This window comes from Streptomyces violaceus (genome assembly GCF_036014075.1).
Lineage (GTDB): Bacteria > Actinomycetota > Actinomycetes > Streptomycetales > Streptomycetaceae > Streptomyces > Streptomyces violaceus.
In genome coordinates this window covers 4,876,084-4,891,189 of record NZ_CP107911.1, presented here as the reverse complement: position 1 = coordinate 4,891,189, position 15,106 = coordinate 4,876,084, and the positions used below count along the sequence as shown (strand labels likewise).

At 68.9% G+C, this 15,106-nt stretch carries 18 protein-coding genes; 7 read left to right on the top strand and 11 right to left on the bottom strand.

The annotated features are described in order from the left end of the window. Positions 1-303: 303 nt before the first annotated feature. Both OG542_RS22105 and OG542_RS22100 read right to left on the bottom strand, forming a co-directional pair. Positions 304-522: a hypothetical protein gene (locus OG542_RS22105; RefSeq protein WP_328413226.1), complete on the bottom strand. Its 219-nt coding sequence runs from the start codon at positions 520-522 to the stop codon at positions 304-306. Then, complete coding sequence (locus OG542_RS22100; RefSeq protein WP_328413224.1) at positions 519-1,016, bottom strand: hypothetical protein; 498 nt, start codon at positions 1,014-1,016, stop codon at positions 519-521. The genes OG542_RS22105 and OG542_RS22100 overlap by 4 nt, the downstream gene beginning before the upstream one ends. Before the next feature lie 246 nt (positions 1,017-1,262). Here OG542_RS22100 and OG542_RS22095 point away from each other — a divergent pair, with 246 nt between their 5' ends. Continuing rightward, a complete protein-coding gene (locus tag OG542_RS22095) occupies positions 1,263-2,378 on the top strand; it encodes a helix-turn-helix domain-containing protein (protein WP_328413223.1) in 1,116 nt (371 codons plus the stop codon). A gap of 14 nt (positions 2,379-2,392) precedes the next feature. Continuing rightward, complete coding sequence (locus tag OG542_RS22090) at positions 2,393-2,965, top strand: HD domain-containing protein (protein ID WP_328413221.1); 573 nt, start codon at positions 2,393-2,395, stop codon at positions 2,963-2,965. 458 nt (positions 2,966-3,423) lie between these two features. Here OG542_RS22090 and OG542_RS22085 read toward each other — a convergent pair whose 3' ends face one another. The 3 genes from OG542_RS22085 to OG542_RS22075 all read right to left on the bottom strand — a co-directional run bounded on the left by OG542_RS22085 (position 3,424) and on the right by OG542_RS22075 (position 5,517). After that, on the bottom strand, positions 3,424-3,906 hold the full coding sequence (locus tag OG542_RS22085; RefSeq protein WP_328413219.1) for a GNAT family N-acetyltransferase: 483 nt from the start codon (positions 3,904-3,906) through the stop codon (positions 3,424-3,426). 412 nt (positions 3,907-4,318) lie between these two features. After that, complete coding sequence (locus OG542_RS22080) at positions 4,319-4,876, bottom strand: GNAT family N-acetyltransferase (RefSeq protein ID WP_328413217.1); 558 nt, start codon at positions 4,874-4,876, stop codon at positions 4,319-4,321. Positions 4,877-4,896: 20 nt separating this feature from the next. Further along, the gene (locus tag OG542_RS22075; protein WP_311126398.1) at positions 4,897-5,517 is read right to left on the bottom strand and encodes a TetR/AcrR family transcriptional regulator; all 621 of its coding nucleotides are present in this window, start codon (positions 5,515-5,517) and stop codon (positions 4,897-4,899) included. A 109-nt stretch (positions 5,518-5,626) separates the two neighbouring features. On the opposite strand from OG542_RS22075, the gene OG542_RS22070 reads away from it, so the two are divergent. Continuing rightward, positions 5,627-6,538 carry an alpha/beta fold hydrolase gene (locus tag OG542_RS22070; protein WP_328418043.1) on the top strand — a complete coding sequence of 304 codons (912 nt, stop codon included), beginning with the start codon at positions 5,627-5,629 and terminating at the stop codon, positions 6,536-6,538. A gap of 392 nt (positions 6,539-6,930) precedes the next feature. Here OG542_RS22070 and OG542_RS22065 read toward each other — a convergent pair whose 3' ends face one another. Then, positions 6,931-7,545 carry an AAA family ATPase gene (locus tag OG542_RS22065; RefSeq protein WP_328413213.1) on the bottom strand — a complete coding sequence of 205 codons (615 nt, stop codon included), beginning with the start codon at positions 7,543-7,545 and terminating at the stop codon, positions 6,931-6,933. Positions 7,546-7,550: 5 nt separating this feature from the next. Between OG542_RS22065 and OG542_RS22060 the strand changes: the two genes are divergently transcribed. Next, positions 7,551-8,174 carry a DinB family protein gene (locus OG542_RS22060; protein WP_408057778.1) on the top strand — a complete coding sequence of 208 codons (624 nt, stop codon included), beginning with the start codon at positions 7,551-7,553 and terminating at the stop codon, positions 8,172-8,174. A gap of 106 nt (positions 8,175-8,280) precedes the next feature. Further along, on the top strand, positions 8,281-8,718 hold the full coding sequence (locus OG542_RS22055; RefSeq protein WP_328413210.1) for a nuclear transport factor 2 family protein: 438 nt from the start codon (positions 8,281-8,283) through the stop codon (positions 8,716-8,718). Between the two features lie 22 nt (positions 8,719-8,740). On the opposite strand, the gene OG542_RS22050 is transcribed toward OG542_RS22055, so the two are convergent. The 3 genes from OG542_RS22050 to OG542_RS22040 form a co-directional block, all read right to left on the bottom strand. Next, the gene (locus OG542_RS22050) at positions 8,741-9,763 is read right to left on the bottom strand and encodes a hypothetical protein (RefSeq protein WP_328413208.1); all 1,023 of its coding nucleotides are present in this window, start codon (positions 9,761-9,763) and stop codon (positions 8,741-8,743) included. A gap of 56 nt (positions 9,764-9,819) precedes the next feature. Further along, complete coding sequence (locus tag OG542_RS22045; protein ID WP_328413206.1) at positions 9,820-10,518, bottom strand: YqeB family protein; 699 nt, start codon at positions 10,516-10,518, stop codon at positions 9,820-9,822. Positions 10,519-10,699: 181 nt separating this feature from the next. Continuing rightward, a complete protein-coding gene (locus OG542_RS22040) occupies positions 10,700-11,146 on the bottom strand; it encodes a DUF2000 domain-containing protein (protein ID WP_261679628.1) in 447 nt (148 codons plus the stop codon). 49 nt (positions 11,147-11,195) lie between these two features. On the opposite strand from OG542_RS22040, the gene OG542_RS22035 reads away from it, so the two are divergent. Next, entirely contained in the window at positions 11,196-12,008 is an 813-nt protein-coding gene (locus OG542_RS22035) for a helix-turn-helix transcriptional regulator (protein ID WP_311126409.1), read from the top strand. Here the strand turns inward: OG542_RS22035 and OG542_RS22030 are convergent. Together OG542_RS22030 and mshA are read right to left on the bottom strand one after the other, a co-directional pair. Next, the gene (locus OG542_RS22030) at positions 12,005-12,511 is read right to left on the bottom strand and encodes a type III secretion system chaperone family protein (RefSeq protein ID WP_328413203.1); all 507 of its coding nucleotides are present in this window, start codon (positions 12,509-12,511) and stop codon (positions 12,005-12,007) included. The two genes, OG542_RS22035 and OG542_RS22030, sit on opposite strands and share 4 nt — an antisense overlap. Next, the gene (mshA, locus tag OG542_RS22025; RefSeq protein WP_261679625.1) at positions 12,504-13,841 is read right to left on the bottom strand and encodes a D-inositol-3-phosphate glycosyltransferase; all 1,338 of its coding nucleotides are present in this window, start codon (positions 13,839-13,841) and stop codon (positions 12,504-12,506) included. Before mshA ends, OG542_RS22030 begins: the two co-directional genes overlap by 8 nt. Positions 13,842-14,239: 398 nt before the next feature. Here mshA and OG542_RS22020 point away from each other — a divergent pair, with 398 nt between their 5' ends. Then, complete coding sequence (locus OG542_RS22020; RefSeq protein WP_328413201.1) at positions 14,240-15,040, top strand: calcium-binding protein; 801 nt, start codon at positions 14,240-14,242, stop codon at positions 15,038-15,040. The last annotated feature ends 66 nt before the right edge of the window (positions 15,041-15,106 follow it).

The following is a 15,106-nucleotide window of genomic DNA, read 5'->3' as shown; positions in this document are numbered from 1 at the left end:
AGTAACTCGACGCCAGTAAGCCCCCGACCTGCTGTTTCTTCGCGGGGCCGGGGGCTTTTTGGCGGTGGTAACCGACGCGTTCGGCGGCGCACGAGGCACCGGGGGGCTAACGGCTGTGGCCCGCCCCGCGCGGTCCGTGAGGGTGGCGGCGGATCTGGACGTTGCAGTCGGAGACGCGCGACATGTCGCCCTCTGACCTGGCGGCCTCCCGCTGACTACCAAACCGCTGGCACTCCGTACAGCCGCTCACGGGCTCCGGCTCGGGAAGCGGCAGCCTCCGCTCCACCGCACTCTTGAACCTGTTCACCGGCTTCCTCCTCGAGCGGCGGCCCGGGACGCCTGCCGGTACTCCTCGTGCAGCCGGTCCTGCTCCGCACAGGGGAGGTTCAGGTTCGCGCCCTCGGCGTCCATGGCACAGCACGTCCGGCAGGTGACGCAGTGGTCGGCGAAGCGTACGAACGCGGCCTGCTTGGGCGTCACTTGGAGGGAATCGGCGAGAGCCTCGCATGCGGTATCGCTCACTCTTCCACCCCCGGATCCGTGCTGCGCCGTCCGGCGGCGATCAGTCGGGCGACGGAGGGCGGGGAACACAGCGTCGCGGCCGAGTCCATCGGCACCGACCAGTACGAGGCACGTGCCCGGTCGCCTTCCACGGCGTCCACCTGCGGCACCCCGAGATAGCTGCCGAGACCAAGCAGCTCCACGCCCATCACTCGCCAGACATCGGCCACCCGCTGCCACCTCTTCGGCATGACGGCAGGCACGAGTGCGTAGTACCGGAAGTGGCGTGGATCGCAGATGACCGGGCCACCGCCGATTGCCTGGCCCATGAACGCGTCCAGCTCGGCCGTCTCTGTGCACCCTGTCAGGGCGGCCACCAGCTGCCCGGGGATCCGCACGACGGAGAACAGAGTGCCCAGCGGCAGCATCGCCACCTGGTGTTCCTGCCACTCCAGCCGGGCCCGATCACGGCTCGGCGCAGGCAGCGTCGACAGCAGCCAGCGCGCTGTCGCCAAGTGCCGGTCCGCGGTGGGGTGTACGAGCGTCCCCGGCCCCGCGGCAACCGGACGCAGCACGCCGAGCGCGCCCGACGGGCCTGCTCCTCGACGGGTACTCGCGGGCGAATCGGAGTCCACGGCAGCACCCTTCCCTATACGCTCAGTAGTTGAGTGGCTACCTGGACGGTAGAGGGCCCTGATCAGCGGTTGAAGTGACTGGCGGTACGGGTACGGACGGGGACCGCGAGGGGAGAGGTGGGTGTGATGCCGTCAAGCTCGGGAGAAACCCGGACCGGCAGTAGGGGTACGCCTTCACGGCCCCGGATCGGGGTCATCTCCGGCTACGCATTCCGCGTCATCCGCGAGCAGCTCGGCCACACGCAGGAGGACGTCGCCGAGCAGGTGAAGGTCTCACCGGACACCATCGCGGGCTGGGAGTCGGGACGCAGGCCGCTGACCGCGGTGCCGTTGGGGCAGATGCTCGTGCACCGTCGCCGGCTGATGCAGATGGGAACCTCGCCCTCGCTGTTGCAGGCCCTTGAGAGGGCGATCGAGGCCGATGTTCTCCTGGTGAGCGCCCTGGACGAGGAAACGCCCTCTGACGAAAGCGCACTGGGGGCCTGGGTCATGCAACGCGACCTGGTCGAGGTCCTCGCCTGGCCGCTCACGCGGGTTCCACCTCAGCCGGTCCGTGATCTGCCCACGCCTCCAAGGCCCCGCCGCGGCCCGGTGCCGTCGGCCCCGGAGCTACCGGCCACCGACCGGCGTCGATTCTTCGCACGGATGCGGGACACCGCAGAGCGGGCGCGAGGCGAAGAACAGTTCCTGCTGCGACGCCAAGCGCTGTACCTGTCCGGCTACGACGACCAGGCCGACACCTCCGAATGGCTCGCCCACCAGCAAGCCACCGAACGGCCCCGAGGCCAGCTCATCGACTGGCTCAACGCCCGCTCCGTGGCGGCGGTCGCCGCGCGGCAGGGCGACCGTGACCGCATGGGCCACTTCATCGACACGGTCCTGATCGACGATGACCGCGGTGAGGCAGCGAACCTGAACTACTGGGCCTACTGGATCGGCGAGAACCAGCACCTCGAGCTGTCCGACGACTTCATTGCCTCTCGCACCCCCGGGCCCTGGCCCGGGGACAAACTGCTGTCGCACCTGGCCCATGGGCTCGCGCCCCACCACGGGTACGTCGACCTGAACATCCACACCCTCTGGTCCCTGCTCGCCATCAGGCCGAACCTTTTGAGATCGGGCGCTGCGACCCGGGCCCTGAGCGACCGGTTGCCCGTGATGTTGGATAGCCGTGAACTGTCTGCTCGCGCTCGCCGTGAACTGGACAGCGTCAGGTACGCGATCCGCCTTGCTGAGGCGTGAGAGGGGACTCAACCGTGGCAGAAGAGCTGGCCAAGGTCGCGCGGTTCTTGTACGAAGCGGGAACGCTCAAGCAGTCCAAGCGCACCGGCTGGTGGATGGCCGGGGTACGCGACCCGGAGAGCGTGGCCGAGCACTCGTGGCGCACCTCGCTGATCGCCTCCGTCATCGCCAAGTTGGAAGGGGCGGACCCCGCGCGTGCCGCCTTCCTGGCGGTGTGGCACGACTCGCAGGAAACCCGCACCGGCGACGTCAACCACCTCGCGAAGAAGTACGCCGGCGAGGCAGACCCACAGACTGTCACCGCCGACCAGGTGAAGGGCATGCCCGAGATCCTCGCCTCCACCGTGCGAGAGCTGATCGGGGAGTACGAGGCCCGAGAGTCTCCCGAAGCGATCTGCGCCCGAGACGCCGACAAGCTCGAATGCATGCTCCAGGGCATCGAGTACAAGGCCCAGGGCTACGAACTCGCCCAGCGCTGGATCGACAACAGCCGCAACCGGCTCACCACGAAGACGGCGAACGAACTCGCCGACCAGCTCCTCGAGATGGACCCGCTGGACTGGCTGCGCAGCACCATGGGGGAATAGCACCGACCCCGGACGCAACGAAAGGCCCCCGCACGCCCGAAGGCGAGAGAGGGCCGTCGTGTCACAAATGCCAGGGGGTGAGGTCGAGTTCGGCAGGCGATTGGGCACGGCCTACCAACCCACCTTGCACGACGAATCACCCGCTACGTGCTCGTGGCCTACCCGCCCGGAGTGACCCCGTGACCGAACTCCCTGCCTTGGACATCGCAGCATGCGACGAAGCAAGGGTGGCTCGACGAGAAGGGGGCCGAGAACAGAAGAGCCCTCCTGCGATCCGAGCCCTGCACCGTCACGCACACCACTACCGTCATCACCTGGACGATCCGACCAGTGCTCTTCGGGCTGAGCTACAACTTTCTCTACGGGTTTCAAGCACCCGTCGTCGCTTCGCTCCTCCGGGCGGGCACACGGGCATGAGGTCAGAACACGTCGTGGCTGGGGCGGTCGGCTCCACGGCTTTAGGCAGGCGATCGCTGTACGTGAGCCGCCCCTCTCAACGTGACGGCAAGCAGGGGAAGCATCCGCCCCACGATGGAACCCGACGGCGTTGCGCCAATCCGCACAGCTCCCATCGCACGGTAGAACGGCTCAGCGTTCGGATCAGCGTCGATCGTTAGACGGGTGAATCCGTCGTTCCGTGCGGTAGCGAGAGTGTGCTCAAACAACTTACGGCCGATGCCCTGGCCGATGGCTGATGGATCTACGAACATCATGCCCACGGCGCCTTCTGGCGGCTTTCCGTCCACAGTGGTGAATCCGAGTATGCGGCCGTCCTGCTCGGCCAGTGTGGTTCGCCGAGCTTCAACCTCCGAAGGGTGGACGGTCAACTCGTCTCTGCAGGCTGCCATGAAGTCTTCGTCGTAGCCCCAGTAAGCCTTAGACCGAAGCGCCAGTTCGGTCAGATCATCGGCCTCGTCGGGCCGGGCGTCTCTGATCAGCATGGAGTCCCCCACTATCGCGAGACAGCGTGTTCGTTGATGTTCGCACAGCTAGAACAAATCCAACTGATATTCCCGGTCACGTCTCAGCCTGGGGCTGTGGCGGGGCCGTGGGAGGGCACTCAACGACAATGCAGCGCTGACGGCACATCTCCCATGAGCACCGCTCAGGCACGTGTTCCCTGTAGCGGATAGGCGCCAATCGTGGGCTCCGAGTGTCGATCTTGACAGAGGGCTCGTCCTCCGACTGATCAGAACTCAGCCACGCAATGACCACGAAGACCACCATCGCCACGCCACCGAAGAACGCCAGGACCACACTCTCTTGTAGGGGGCAACTGCGACACAGCCCAAACAAGGGGTACGCCGATAGCCGCCATTACCCATGAGAAGGGCTCGGGACCAGGTTCACTGATCACAAGCCGTTTTCACCGGCAGTCAGGTTTGGATTTGTAGCCCCGTTCGCCGGCTGGGCAATGTAGATCCAGTCGAAGCCGTCGTATCCCTCGGTGTCCAGATGCTGTGCTCGGTTGAGCCCGGCGCGTATCGCCACGCGCTGAGAAGCAAGGTTGGCTGGTCGAACGCGGGCGATCAGCGGGAGGTCGGGCAGATGATGGGATGCCCAGGTGGCAACCGCGGCTGCGGCTTCAGCGGCGAAGCCCTGGCCCCAGGCTGAGGTGGCGAAACGGTAGAAGAGGTTCAGGACCGGGGCCCCGTGCAGTTCCATGGGCTTGATTCCGCAGAATCCGAGCTGCTGAGCAGAGCCGTGGTGCCGGACAACCCAGTACCCGTATCCGTACTGCTGCCACTGGTCGTCCCAACGCTGGTAGAGCGCCTCTGCTTCCTCGAACCGGGCGAGTGCATCGGACGGGTTGTGGGCACAGGTCTCAGGATCGCGGTGGACGGCGAAGATCGCGTCGACATCGGCTGCGGTCGGGCGTCTCAGCAACAGCCGGGCGGTCCGCAGCTCCACGGCTGCTGGGCTCCGGTCACTCATGTCAAGACCACATCACCGGTACGGAAGATTCGGTTCAGGTGGTGGTCCAGGACTGTGGTCGCGGACTCCGGGCTGCGCTGGCCGACGAGGATGCCGGTGCCGAGTCCCGCAGACATGGCAAGCAGGCCGGCTGCCTCCAACCGTGCGTCCACACCGGGCTCAAGCAGTGCCGCTTCTTGCGCCTGCCGGAGGAGTTCGGTCAGCGCATCTTCGGCGGCATCGGGGTTCTTGATGAAGGGCTGGGCTGCGAGCGCCGGGTCGTTCACGGCCAGAACTGCGTATGACGTGTAGAGGTGGTGGAAGGTGCGGCTCTCGTCGTCTGTAGGCAGCGCCGCCATCAGCAGCGCCTTGACCATCGCGCGCGGACCAGGACTGTCCCCGGCGGCCCGTACACGGGCGGAGACCCGCTCCCCGAACCTCTCCGCCAGAAGCTCAAGCCCGAAGAACAGCAACTTTTCCTTGGTCTGGAAGTAGTACTGCACCAGCCGCAGTGATACGCCCGCCTCCGCTGCCACATCGCGCATCCCGACGGCATGCAGCCCGCGTCGGCCAGCGACCCGGACGAGGGCCTCAGCGATCTCGGTGCGCCGTTCTGCGTGGTCTACGCGCTTGGGCATCGGCCGGTTCTCCCCTCGTCGTTCCTGCTATGGCTTCCACATTTGATGATACAGATGTACCAACTCCGTGGTACGTTCGTATCACAAAACCGAGATGCCGGAGGTGGCCATGCCTGAGACCGCTGCCCGACCCCAGGCCGATGTCGGCCGTTATGTGAGCGATGCCTGGCGGGATCGCTACTTCACGGCCTGCGATGCGGTCTACGCACTGGGGGCGCCCGCGCTCGCGGAAGAGGACGTGGAGACGTCCTTCGGTACGACTCACGTCTACCGCTATGGCTCCGCGAACGAGGCTGTCCGATCCCGCACCCCCATCGTCCTGGTGCACGGGGCGGGCTCCTGCTCCGCCATGTGGTACCCGAACACCCCCGCTCTCAGCGCAGACCGCCCGGTCTACGCGATCGATACCCTGGGCGATCCCGGCCGCAGCATGCAGCGCGAACCCATCCACCAGCCCGAACACGCGGCGCGGTGGCTGGATGAGACGCTCGCCGGGCTCGGACTCGAGCGCGTCCACCTCGTCGGCTCCTCCTACGGAGGCTGGCTTGTCCTGAACCAGGCGCACCGCAGGCCCGGTCGCCTCGCCTCGGTCACCTTGCTCGACCCCGGCGGCCTGGAGAAGGTGGGGTTGCGCTTCTTCGTCTGGATCTTCGCCAGCCTCTTCGCGACCTTCGCGCCCAAGGTGCTCCGCCCGCGACTGGCCGCCTGGCTCGAACAGCCGGTCCTCGTCGTGCCGGAACTGCGCGCGATGATCAGAACGGCGGTCCGCGCCTACCGCATACGCCGTCCAGCGCCGCTTTCCCTGTCCGAGGAGGAGCTGTCCACCATCCGGACTCCGCTCTATCTGGTGCTCGGCAAGCGAAGCCTCCTCGTGCACCCGCAGCGGCAAGCGGAACGTGTGCCGCGTCTGATCCCCGGTGCCCGAGCCGAGATCATCTCCAGCACGGGCCACGGCCCACAGATTGACCACGCGGAGGAGATCAACCGCAGGATGCTGAACTTCATGGCCTCCGTCGACTGACAACAGCCCCGACGACGGGCCAGGACAGCGCCGAGGGACGGCCGGCCAGAGCCCGGGCCGGTAGCGCCCGGACTGCAGGACTGTTCCACCATGGAATCCCTCCGTCATGCGAGGGGAGACGCTTGCAGACCTCCTTGTGCCGGGCCCGAACCACACGGTGCGGCAGCTCACGATCGTGGGCAGCTCAAAGCCCTGCTCGAACAGGCAGACGCGCTCGTCAGTACGGAGCGCGCCGTGTCGCTCGTAGAAGGCAATGGCGCGTGTATTGGCGCGCAGTACCTGCAGACGCCGTACGCCAACTCTCCGCGTGAAGCGCCGCGATCTGCTCCCATCGCTCGGCACGCCCGTTCTGATCTCCATGCCGCCGAGCCTCACGTACGGCCCGACCGTCGTCACCCGGACCCGGTCTTTCCCCGAAACGGGTCGTCGAACAACGCGAGTTCAGCGGGGCTCGGGGCCTCGAAGAGCTCTGCGTAGTGCTCGAGCATCTCGCGGCTGATCGGAACCGTCCCCCGCTCAGCTGCCCCGTTGCGGGCATCGAGGCGGCGGCACAGTTCGTCGAGTGGCGCCGAAAGGTAGTGCAGTTCGACGGAGACGCCGAGAGCGCGTGCCTCGAGGCGCTTCTCGTTGCGTTCGGAGCGGGACCAGAAGCCGAACTCCAGGATCACGCTCTGGCCGAGTTGCAGCAGGTCCTGGGCATGGCGGGAGAGCCGCCGCTCGAGGCGGGCGCGGGCTTGTTCGTCGAACGCGTCGATGCCGAGGTCTGCCAACCATTCGTCCGGGCACAGGCGTACAGCCGGAGTCTCGTGTGCCAGGCGCTTGGCCAGTGTGGTCTTTCCGGAGCCAGGGAGTCCGCACAGCAGGATCAGTCTCGGCCCGCGTCCCGCGTTCGCCGGTACCTTCACAGCACCCTCCGGCCGTAAGTCTGGATGCCCGGTCGATGCCCGGTCGGTGCCCGGTCGGTGCCCGATATTCGGTGGCGGAACCGTTCCCGCCCGGTCCACCATGCCCCATGGTCTCGGATGAGCACACCCAAGAACGAGCCGTGGCTCGGTGGACGCGGTCGACCATCTATCCCGACATGTGGATCGATCCGGATGATGACCCCCGCGAGACCGAAGTCGATCTCGATGTCGATGCCGTCGATGAGCTTGGGACGCTCCGCGAAAATCTGCGCTACTACCGACTGACCCTGGAAATGAAGTGCGCCGGCCTGGACGCCGAGCAGATGGCCCTGCGGTCCGTCCCACCGTCCACGATGTCCCTGCTCGGGCTGGTGCGGCACATGGCCGAGGGGGAGCGGCATTTTCGGCGGGTGATGGCCGGTGAGGACGCGCCGAAGCTGTACCGGACCGATGAGGACCGCGACGGGGACTGGAACGGCGCGGTCGCCGACCCGGTGGTCGTGGACGATGCCTGGCGGCAGTGGCGGGTCGAGGTGGAACGGACCGATCGGTACCTGGCCGGCGTCGACGATCTCACCACCCTGAACGCCGGGTTCTCCGACCTCGGGCCCGAACCCGGTGGGCAGCATCAGCTGCGCGACGTCCTGGTGGCGCAGATCGCGGAGTACGCGCGGCACTGCGGTCACGCCGACCTGCTGCGCGAGCTGATCGACGGCCGCGTCGGGCAGTGACGACGCCTTGACCTCGGCGTGCGGCTCATGACCTCTCGGGTAATCGACCGCTGTCGCCTCCCGCAGCAGGATCAGAGGCGTCAGACACCATCGTGAGGAGAGTGCCATGTCCGTCAAGTCCAGTTCCACGACCCCGACTTCCGTCGCGTCCACACGAGCCGTCGTCGAGGAGTTCCTCGCCGCCCGGCTCGCCGGGGACACCGGGCGGCTGACAGAGCTCTTCGCCGACGAAGTCGACTGGGTGCTCGCCGAGAATCCCGCTGTGCCGTGGATACGGCCACGGTCCACCGCCGTCGAGTGTGCTGCGCAGGCAGAGGAGTTGATGGAGTACACCGTGGCCGAGGATGCCCGGGCCTCTGTCGACGCCTTTCTCGTGGACGGGAACGACGCTGTGCTGACGGGGCATCTGTCGGGGACCGTACGGGCGACGGGGAAGTCCTTCGAGGGGCCCTTCGCGCTGCGGCTCACCGTGGAGGGCGGGCGGATCACGCGGCACCACCTCTACGAGAACAGCCTGTCGATCGCCGAGGCCTGCACCCCGTGACCAACGTCCCGGAACAGCACACCTAGCCCTGGGCCAGGACGTTCGTGGACTCCGCGTCGAGGGAGACTCCCGAGGGTTCGTCCGGGTCGGAGGGCCACCAAGGGGCCGAGACCGCTGCGGACAGGGCCGCGGCGAGGTCGCCGGTGTTCTTCGACGTGGCTCCGGTCGGCAGAGCGAGGCGGATGCGGACCGTGCGGGACTCGCCGGGCGCGAGGGCGAACTCGTCCGTCTCGACGTGCGCCCGGCCCGTCAGGTCGGTCCAGCGGCCCCCCTGGTCGATCGACCAGTGCAGGCGGCTGACCGACCGGCCGGCCGCGCCGGGGCTCAGGGTGATCGCGATGCGCAGGCCGGAGCGGGTGAGCTTGCCCGCCACGTTGCGTACTCGCACCTGCCACTCCACGGGTGGACCGCCCTCGGTCGCCCTGAGCAACTGCGGGACCTCGATGGCGAGGTGAGTGGGATCCACCGGAAGACGCACACGTGACGCGGACGCCGCCGGGTGGGTATCCGGAACCCAGTCTTTCCGGGCCGGGGCCAGCTGCGCGGCGATGGTGTCGGCCACGGCAGGGACCTGTCCGTCCACGTAGCTGCGCCGCTGATCGGCGGTGAAGATCCGGAACTCGATCTGCTTCCGCGCCTTGCCGCGGTGCGAGAGCGGCAGCACGGCAGCGAACTCCCCGTCGTCGTCTTGCTCGTTGGTCCACTGGAGCGGCACATCGCGCCACGTTCCGTCTTCGCGGATCTGGAGCCTGTCGGGGACCGCGCCGATGTAGAGCGCCAGTACGCGCCGTGCTGCCTGCGCCTCGGTGAGGTCGGCGACGGAGACGCGGAAGGGGAGCGGCGGGCCGCCGGGGACCAGCGCGCGATCGCCGTCCGTACCGAGGTGGATGGCCGGGCGGGGTGCCGATGCGGCCGGGGAGTGTTCCCTGTCCGGCGCCGCGTCCTGGCCTCGGCCCGCGCAGCCGGCAACCGCCGCCGTGGCGACGAAGAGGACGAAGAGGACGAAGAGTACGAGCAGGGCGCGTAAGCCGGGTATGCGGGTCACGGGCATTCCTCCCGCGGCGGATTTTATCGCTGCGAGGGTCCCCGGGGGCCTGCGCGTCAGCTCCGTCGTGCCAGCCGCCAGTACTGCCGCTTCTCCTCGTCCCGTACGACCACGCCGAGCCGGAGCAGTTCACCGCGCAGCTCCCGGGCATCCTCGGCGTCGTCCTCGCTCTTTCGTGCCTGGGCGCGTGCCCTGAGCAGGGCGTCCGCGCCCTCGGGGAGGCCGGGCGTGCCGGGGACCCAGCGGCGGAACTCGGCGCGGTACGGGTCCTCCTCGGCCCAGGGGTAGCCGTGCGCGGCGAGGGTGCCGGTCAGACGGGACCAGGGCAGGCCGCAGTGTTCCCGGGCCAATTCCCTGCTGTCCGGGGCCAGCACCACCAGGTGCTTGCCGTCCCTGAACAGCACCGCGATCTCCTCGCGGGTGAACTCCCGCGTGGCCTCCCTGATGGTGAGGGTCAGGTGTGTGGCGGAGATGCTCACCGACAGCGACTCGTGCACGGCGGTCAAGCCGAGCAGGAGGCCGCCGAGCGCCCCCACCGCGACCGTGCCGAGGGTGAGGGCGGGTTCCGGGATCGAGGTCAGCAGTTCGGCGGGGCCCTCCAGCGGTGCCCACGGGAGCATCAGCAGCCCGCGGGCGAGGAGAGGGAGCAGGGCGCCGGCGACGGCACCGCAGGCGACGCAGAAGAGCACGATGGCCCATGCCGATTCCGCGAGTTCCGTGGGCTTGTCCCTCGGCGGAACGGGCCTCTTCCCCATGTGAACCTTCCTGTGGACCTTCCTGGCTTCCTCCATGGAACGAGTCTCGGGACCTGCCGTCCGCCCTGTCATCAGCCGTTGGTCTACGTGCCCCCGACTTTGGTCGCCTCCGCCGACGCGACGGGTCACGGGTCACGGGCCACGGGTCAAGGGCCAACGGCCAACGGCCAACGGCCAAGGGTCACGGGTGCATCCGTGCCCCCTTCACCACCTTGTCCACCGCGTTCTTCGGGCCGTAGACCGCGAGGCCCACCAGGTCCAGGTCCGCCGTGGGCACCGCCCGTACGGCCGCGCGGTTGTCGCGGTCGTTGCCCGTCGAGAACAGGTCGGACGTGAAGAGCGCGCGGGGCAGGGAGCGGGACAGGGCCCTGGTGTGGGCCGTGGTCAGGGTTTCCTTCGTGGCCTCGAAGACCATGACCGGCTGGCGGAACATCGGCAGGTAGGGCACGCCGTCCGCGTCCTCGTACGGTTCGCCGATCACCTCGGGGAGCTGCGAGCCCAGGCCGCTGACCAGGAACGATGTGACGTTGAGGCGCTGCCACTGCTCGAGGTCCTCGCGCAGCAGCACGGCGATCTTCGTGTCGAAGCGGATCGGCTCGACCGGCTCCGTGGATGGTTCGGTGTTCATGATGCGAGCGTGCCGGGCAGCCCCCGCCAGGGTCTTGTACGTTTTTTGCATGGCCTCCGAGTCCTCCCGGACCTCTCGGTCCTCCCGGACTGTCTCCGCCTGGCGGCCCTCCGTCGCGGGTGTCGTCGAGGTCTTCCACGCGCGGTTCACCGAGTACGCGTATCCGATGCACGTCCACGAGGCCTGGACGCTGCTGCTCGTCGACACCGGCGCCGTACGGTACGACCTCGACCGGCACGAGCACGGCACGCCGCACGACACCGTGTCGCTGCTGCCGCCGCATGTGCCGCACAACGGCTCTCCCGTCACGCCGGAGGGCTTCCGCAAGCGGGTCCTGTATCTCGACGGGACGTATCTCGGTGACGAGCTCATCGGGGCCGCCGTCGACCGGCCCGACCTGCGCGATCCGCTGTTGCGGCGGCGCGTCGGGCAGTTGCACGGCACGCTGGTGCGGCCCGGTGAGGAGCTGGAGGCCGAGAGCAGGCTGATGTTCGTCGGGGAGCGGCTGCGCGGGCATCTGCGGGGCGACCCCGTTTCCCCACGTCCCGCCGATCCCGCCCTCGCACGCCGGCTGCGCGAACTGCTGGACGAGCGGGTCGTGGAGGGGATGGAGCTCCGTGAGGCGTCCGGGCTCATCGGTGCCCATCCGGCCCATCTCGTACGGGCGTTCAGTGCGGCCTACGGCATCGCCCCGCACCAGTACCTGACGTCCCTGCGCGTGGGCCGCGCCCGGCGGCTGCTGCTCGAGGGGCAGACACCGAGCGAGGTGGCGGTGGCGACCGGGTTCTACGACCAGTCCCATCTCACCCGGCACTTCCGGAAGCTCGTGGGGGTGCCGCCCGGGCGTTACAGGACGAGCTAGGTCGGGCGTCGCGTCAGGTGCGCGAACGCGTCCAGGTTGCGCGTCGACTCGCCCCGCGACACCCGCCACTCGTACTCCTTGCGGATCGCCGAGGCGAAGCCCAGCTCCAGGAGGGTGTTGAAGCTGCCGTCGGAGGCCTCAAGGACCTGGCCGAGCAGGCGGTCGAGTTCGTCGGCGGTGACGGCGGACAGGGAGACGCGGCCGGTGACGTAGACGTCGCCGTGCTGGTCGACGGCGTAACTCACGCCGTAGAGCCTGAGGTTGCGTTCCAGCAGCCAGCGGTGGACGGCCGGTTCGTTCTCGTCGGGGTGGCGGATGACGAAGGCGTTCAGGGAGAGGGAGTGGCGGCCGACGATCAGGGAGACCGTGGTCTTGAGCTTGCGGGTGCCGGGGAGCTGCGCCACGTACGTGCCGGGCTCGGGGCTCTCCCACTCCAGGTCGGCGTCCTTCAGCACTCCCTCGATGACCTGTGCCGCGCGCTGTTCCTGACCGGTCTCACCCATGGTGCGAGCGTACGCGACGGCGGTGCGCCTGCATCGCGGCCGTGTAGACCTCCGCCGTGGCGGCGGCCGCGGTGTCCCAGCCGAAGGACTGGGCGTGGCGGGCGGCCTGCGCGCCCATGCGGGGCGCGAGTTGCGGGTCGTCGGCGAAGTCGCGCAGCACGCGCGCGTAGTCGGCGGGGTTGTGGCCGCGCACGAGGAAGCCGGTGTGTCCGTCGTTCACGGCCACGGGCAGGCCGCCGACCGCCGACGCGAGCACCGGGGTGCCCGCCGCCTGGGCCTCTATGGCGACCAGGCCGAAGGACTCGCTGTAGGAGGGCATGACCAGGAGGGAGGCGGCGCGGAACCAGTCCGCGAGCTGTGCCTGGCCGACCGGCGGGCGGAACCGTACGACGTCCGCGATGCCGAGGCGGGCGGCCAGCTTCTGCAGGCCCTCGGGCTTGGCGAGACCGCTGCCGCTGGGGCCGCCGACGATGGGGACGAGGATGCGCGAGCGGAGTTCGGGGCGCTCGTCGAGGAGCACGGCGATGGCCCGCAGCAGCACGTCGGGGGCCTTCAGGGGCTGGATGCGGCCCGCGAAGAGCGGGATCAGGGCGTCCTGGGGCAGGCCGAGCCGGGCGCGGGCGGCGGCGCGGCCGTCGGCGGGCGAGAAGCGGTTCAGGTTCACGCCGGGGTGGACCACGGCGAGCTTGTCCAGGTCGGCCGCGTAGTGCCGTGCCAGGTCGTCGGCCTCTTCGGTGGTGTTGGCGATGAGGCGGTCGGCGGCGGCGACGATCTGGGTCTCGCCGATGACGCGGGCGGCCGGCTCGGGGCTGTCGCCGTCGGCCAAGTTGGCGTTCTTGACCTTGGCCATGGTGTGCATCGCGTGCACCAGGGGGACGCCCCAGCGCTGGGCGGCGAGCCAGCCGACGTGGCCGGAGAGCCAGTAGTGGGAGTGGACCAGGTCGTAGTGGCCGGGGCGGTGGTGGGCCCAGGCCTGCATGACGCCGTGGGTGAAGGCGCACAGCTGGGCGGGGAGGTCCTCCTTGTTGAGGCCCTCGTAGGGGCCGGCGTCGATGTGCCGGACGAGGACGCCGGGGGCCAGTTCGACGGTGGGCGGGAGGGCGGCCGCGGTCGCCCGCGTGAAGATCTCCACCTCGATGTTGATCGCGGCGAGGCGCTGCGCGAGCTCCACGATGTAGACGTTCATGCCGCCGGCGTCGCCGGTGCCGGGCTGGTGGAGCGGGGAGGTGTGCACGGAGAGCATGGCCACCCGGCGGGGCCTGCGGTGCAGCCTCAGGCGCGCGGGCGCGGACGCGGAGCGCCGCCCGAGCCTGCCGATGTACTGGCTCACGTGGCGTTCCTCCTCGCTGCGGGCATGCCTCGCGCAGGACGCGGTGTGCCCTGCACGGGGGAGAACACCGGAAGGGAGCACTCCATTTCCCCGTTCGCGACTTTTACCGAATCATTACCGCTCACCGCTCAACCGTTCGAGGGCGAAGAGCTCCCGCATCCGCCGGGCCCGGCAGCGTGACAGGCAGGTGAACTCGATCGGAAATCGCAGGTCACGGGCGTTGTCTCCGTCGTGAAAAGACTGTCGGTTCCGGTTTCGCGGACAACCGGGCTCCCGCCTCACCGGTCACAACCGACGAAAGGATCGACCACCGCCTTCACGGAGGTTATGCAATGCCCTCTCGCCTCAACGGCCGCCGGATATTACGCGCCGCCTCGGTTCTGACACCGATTCTCGGCATGGGACTGGCCGTCCCGATCGCCCTGGCGGGCCCGGCCGGGGCCGCGCAGCCGGCGGCCACCGCCTCGGTGAACGAGTACGGCTGGCGCCTCACCTACACGGCCGCCCCCGGGCAGGCCAACAAGGTGTCCGTCAGCCAGTCCTTCACCAGCGACCGCTCGCGGTTCACCTACGTGATCGACGACGTCGTCCCGATCAGCGCCGGGTCCGGTTGCGGCCACCCCGACAGCGCGGACCAGACCAAGATCTCCTGCACGGTCGAGGCCCCCGAGAGCCAGTCCCCGCTCAGCTCCCTGGAGATGGACCTCGGCGACGGCGCCGACACCGCCTCCTTCGACAACGCCACCGACCAGGTCTACTACTTCAACACGGTCGAGCTGGGCGACGGCGACGACCGGTGGACCGGCGCCACCGGCAGCCGCGTCGACGGCACTTCGGTACGGGGCGGCGCGGGCGAGGACATCATCAGGGCGGGCGCGCTGGGGTACGCCGGCGGCGGTGCCGGCGACGACACCCTCTACGCCGGCATCGACGGCGAGATCGTGGACGGCGGCGCGGGCGACGATGTCCTGCACGGCGGTACGGGCGACCAGATCCTGCGCGCCGACGACGGTGACGACACGGTCTACGGCGGGGCCGGCGACGACGAGATCTACGGCGGCAGGGGCAACGACATCCTGCACGGGAACGGCGGCGCCGACCGGATCTGGGGGAACAGCGGCGACGACGAGCTGTACGGCGGACCCGGCACGGACACGCTCTCCGGCGGCCCGGGAAGGAACGTCGTCCGCCAGGACTGACGCGGTTCTCCCCATTCGAGGCCGGTATGCGCGGGCCGGTATGCGCGGGCCGATATCCGGGGGACC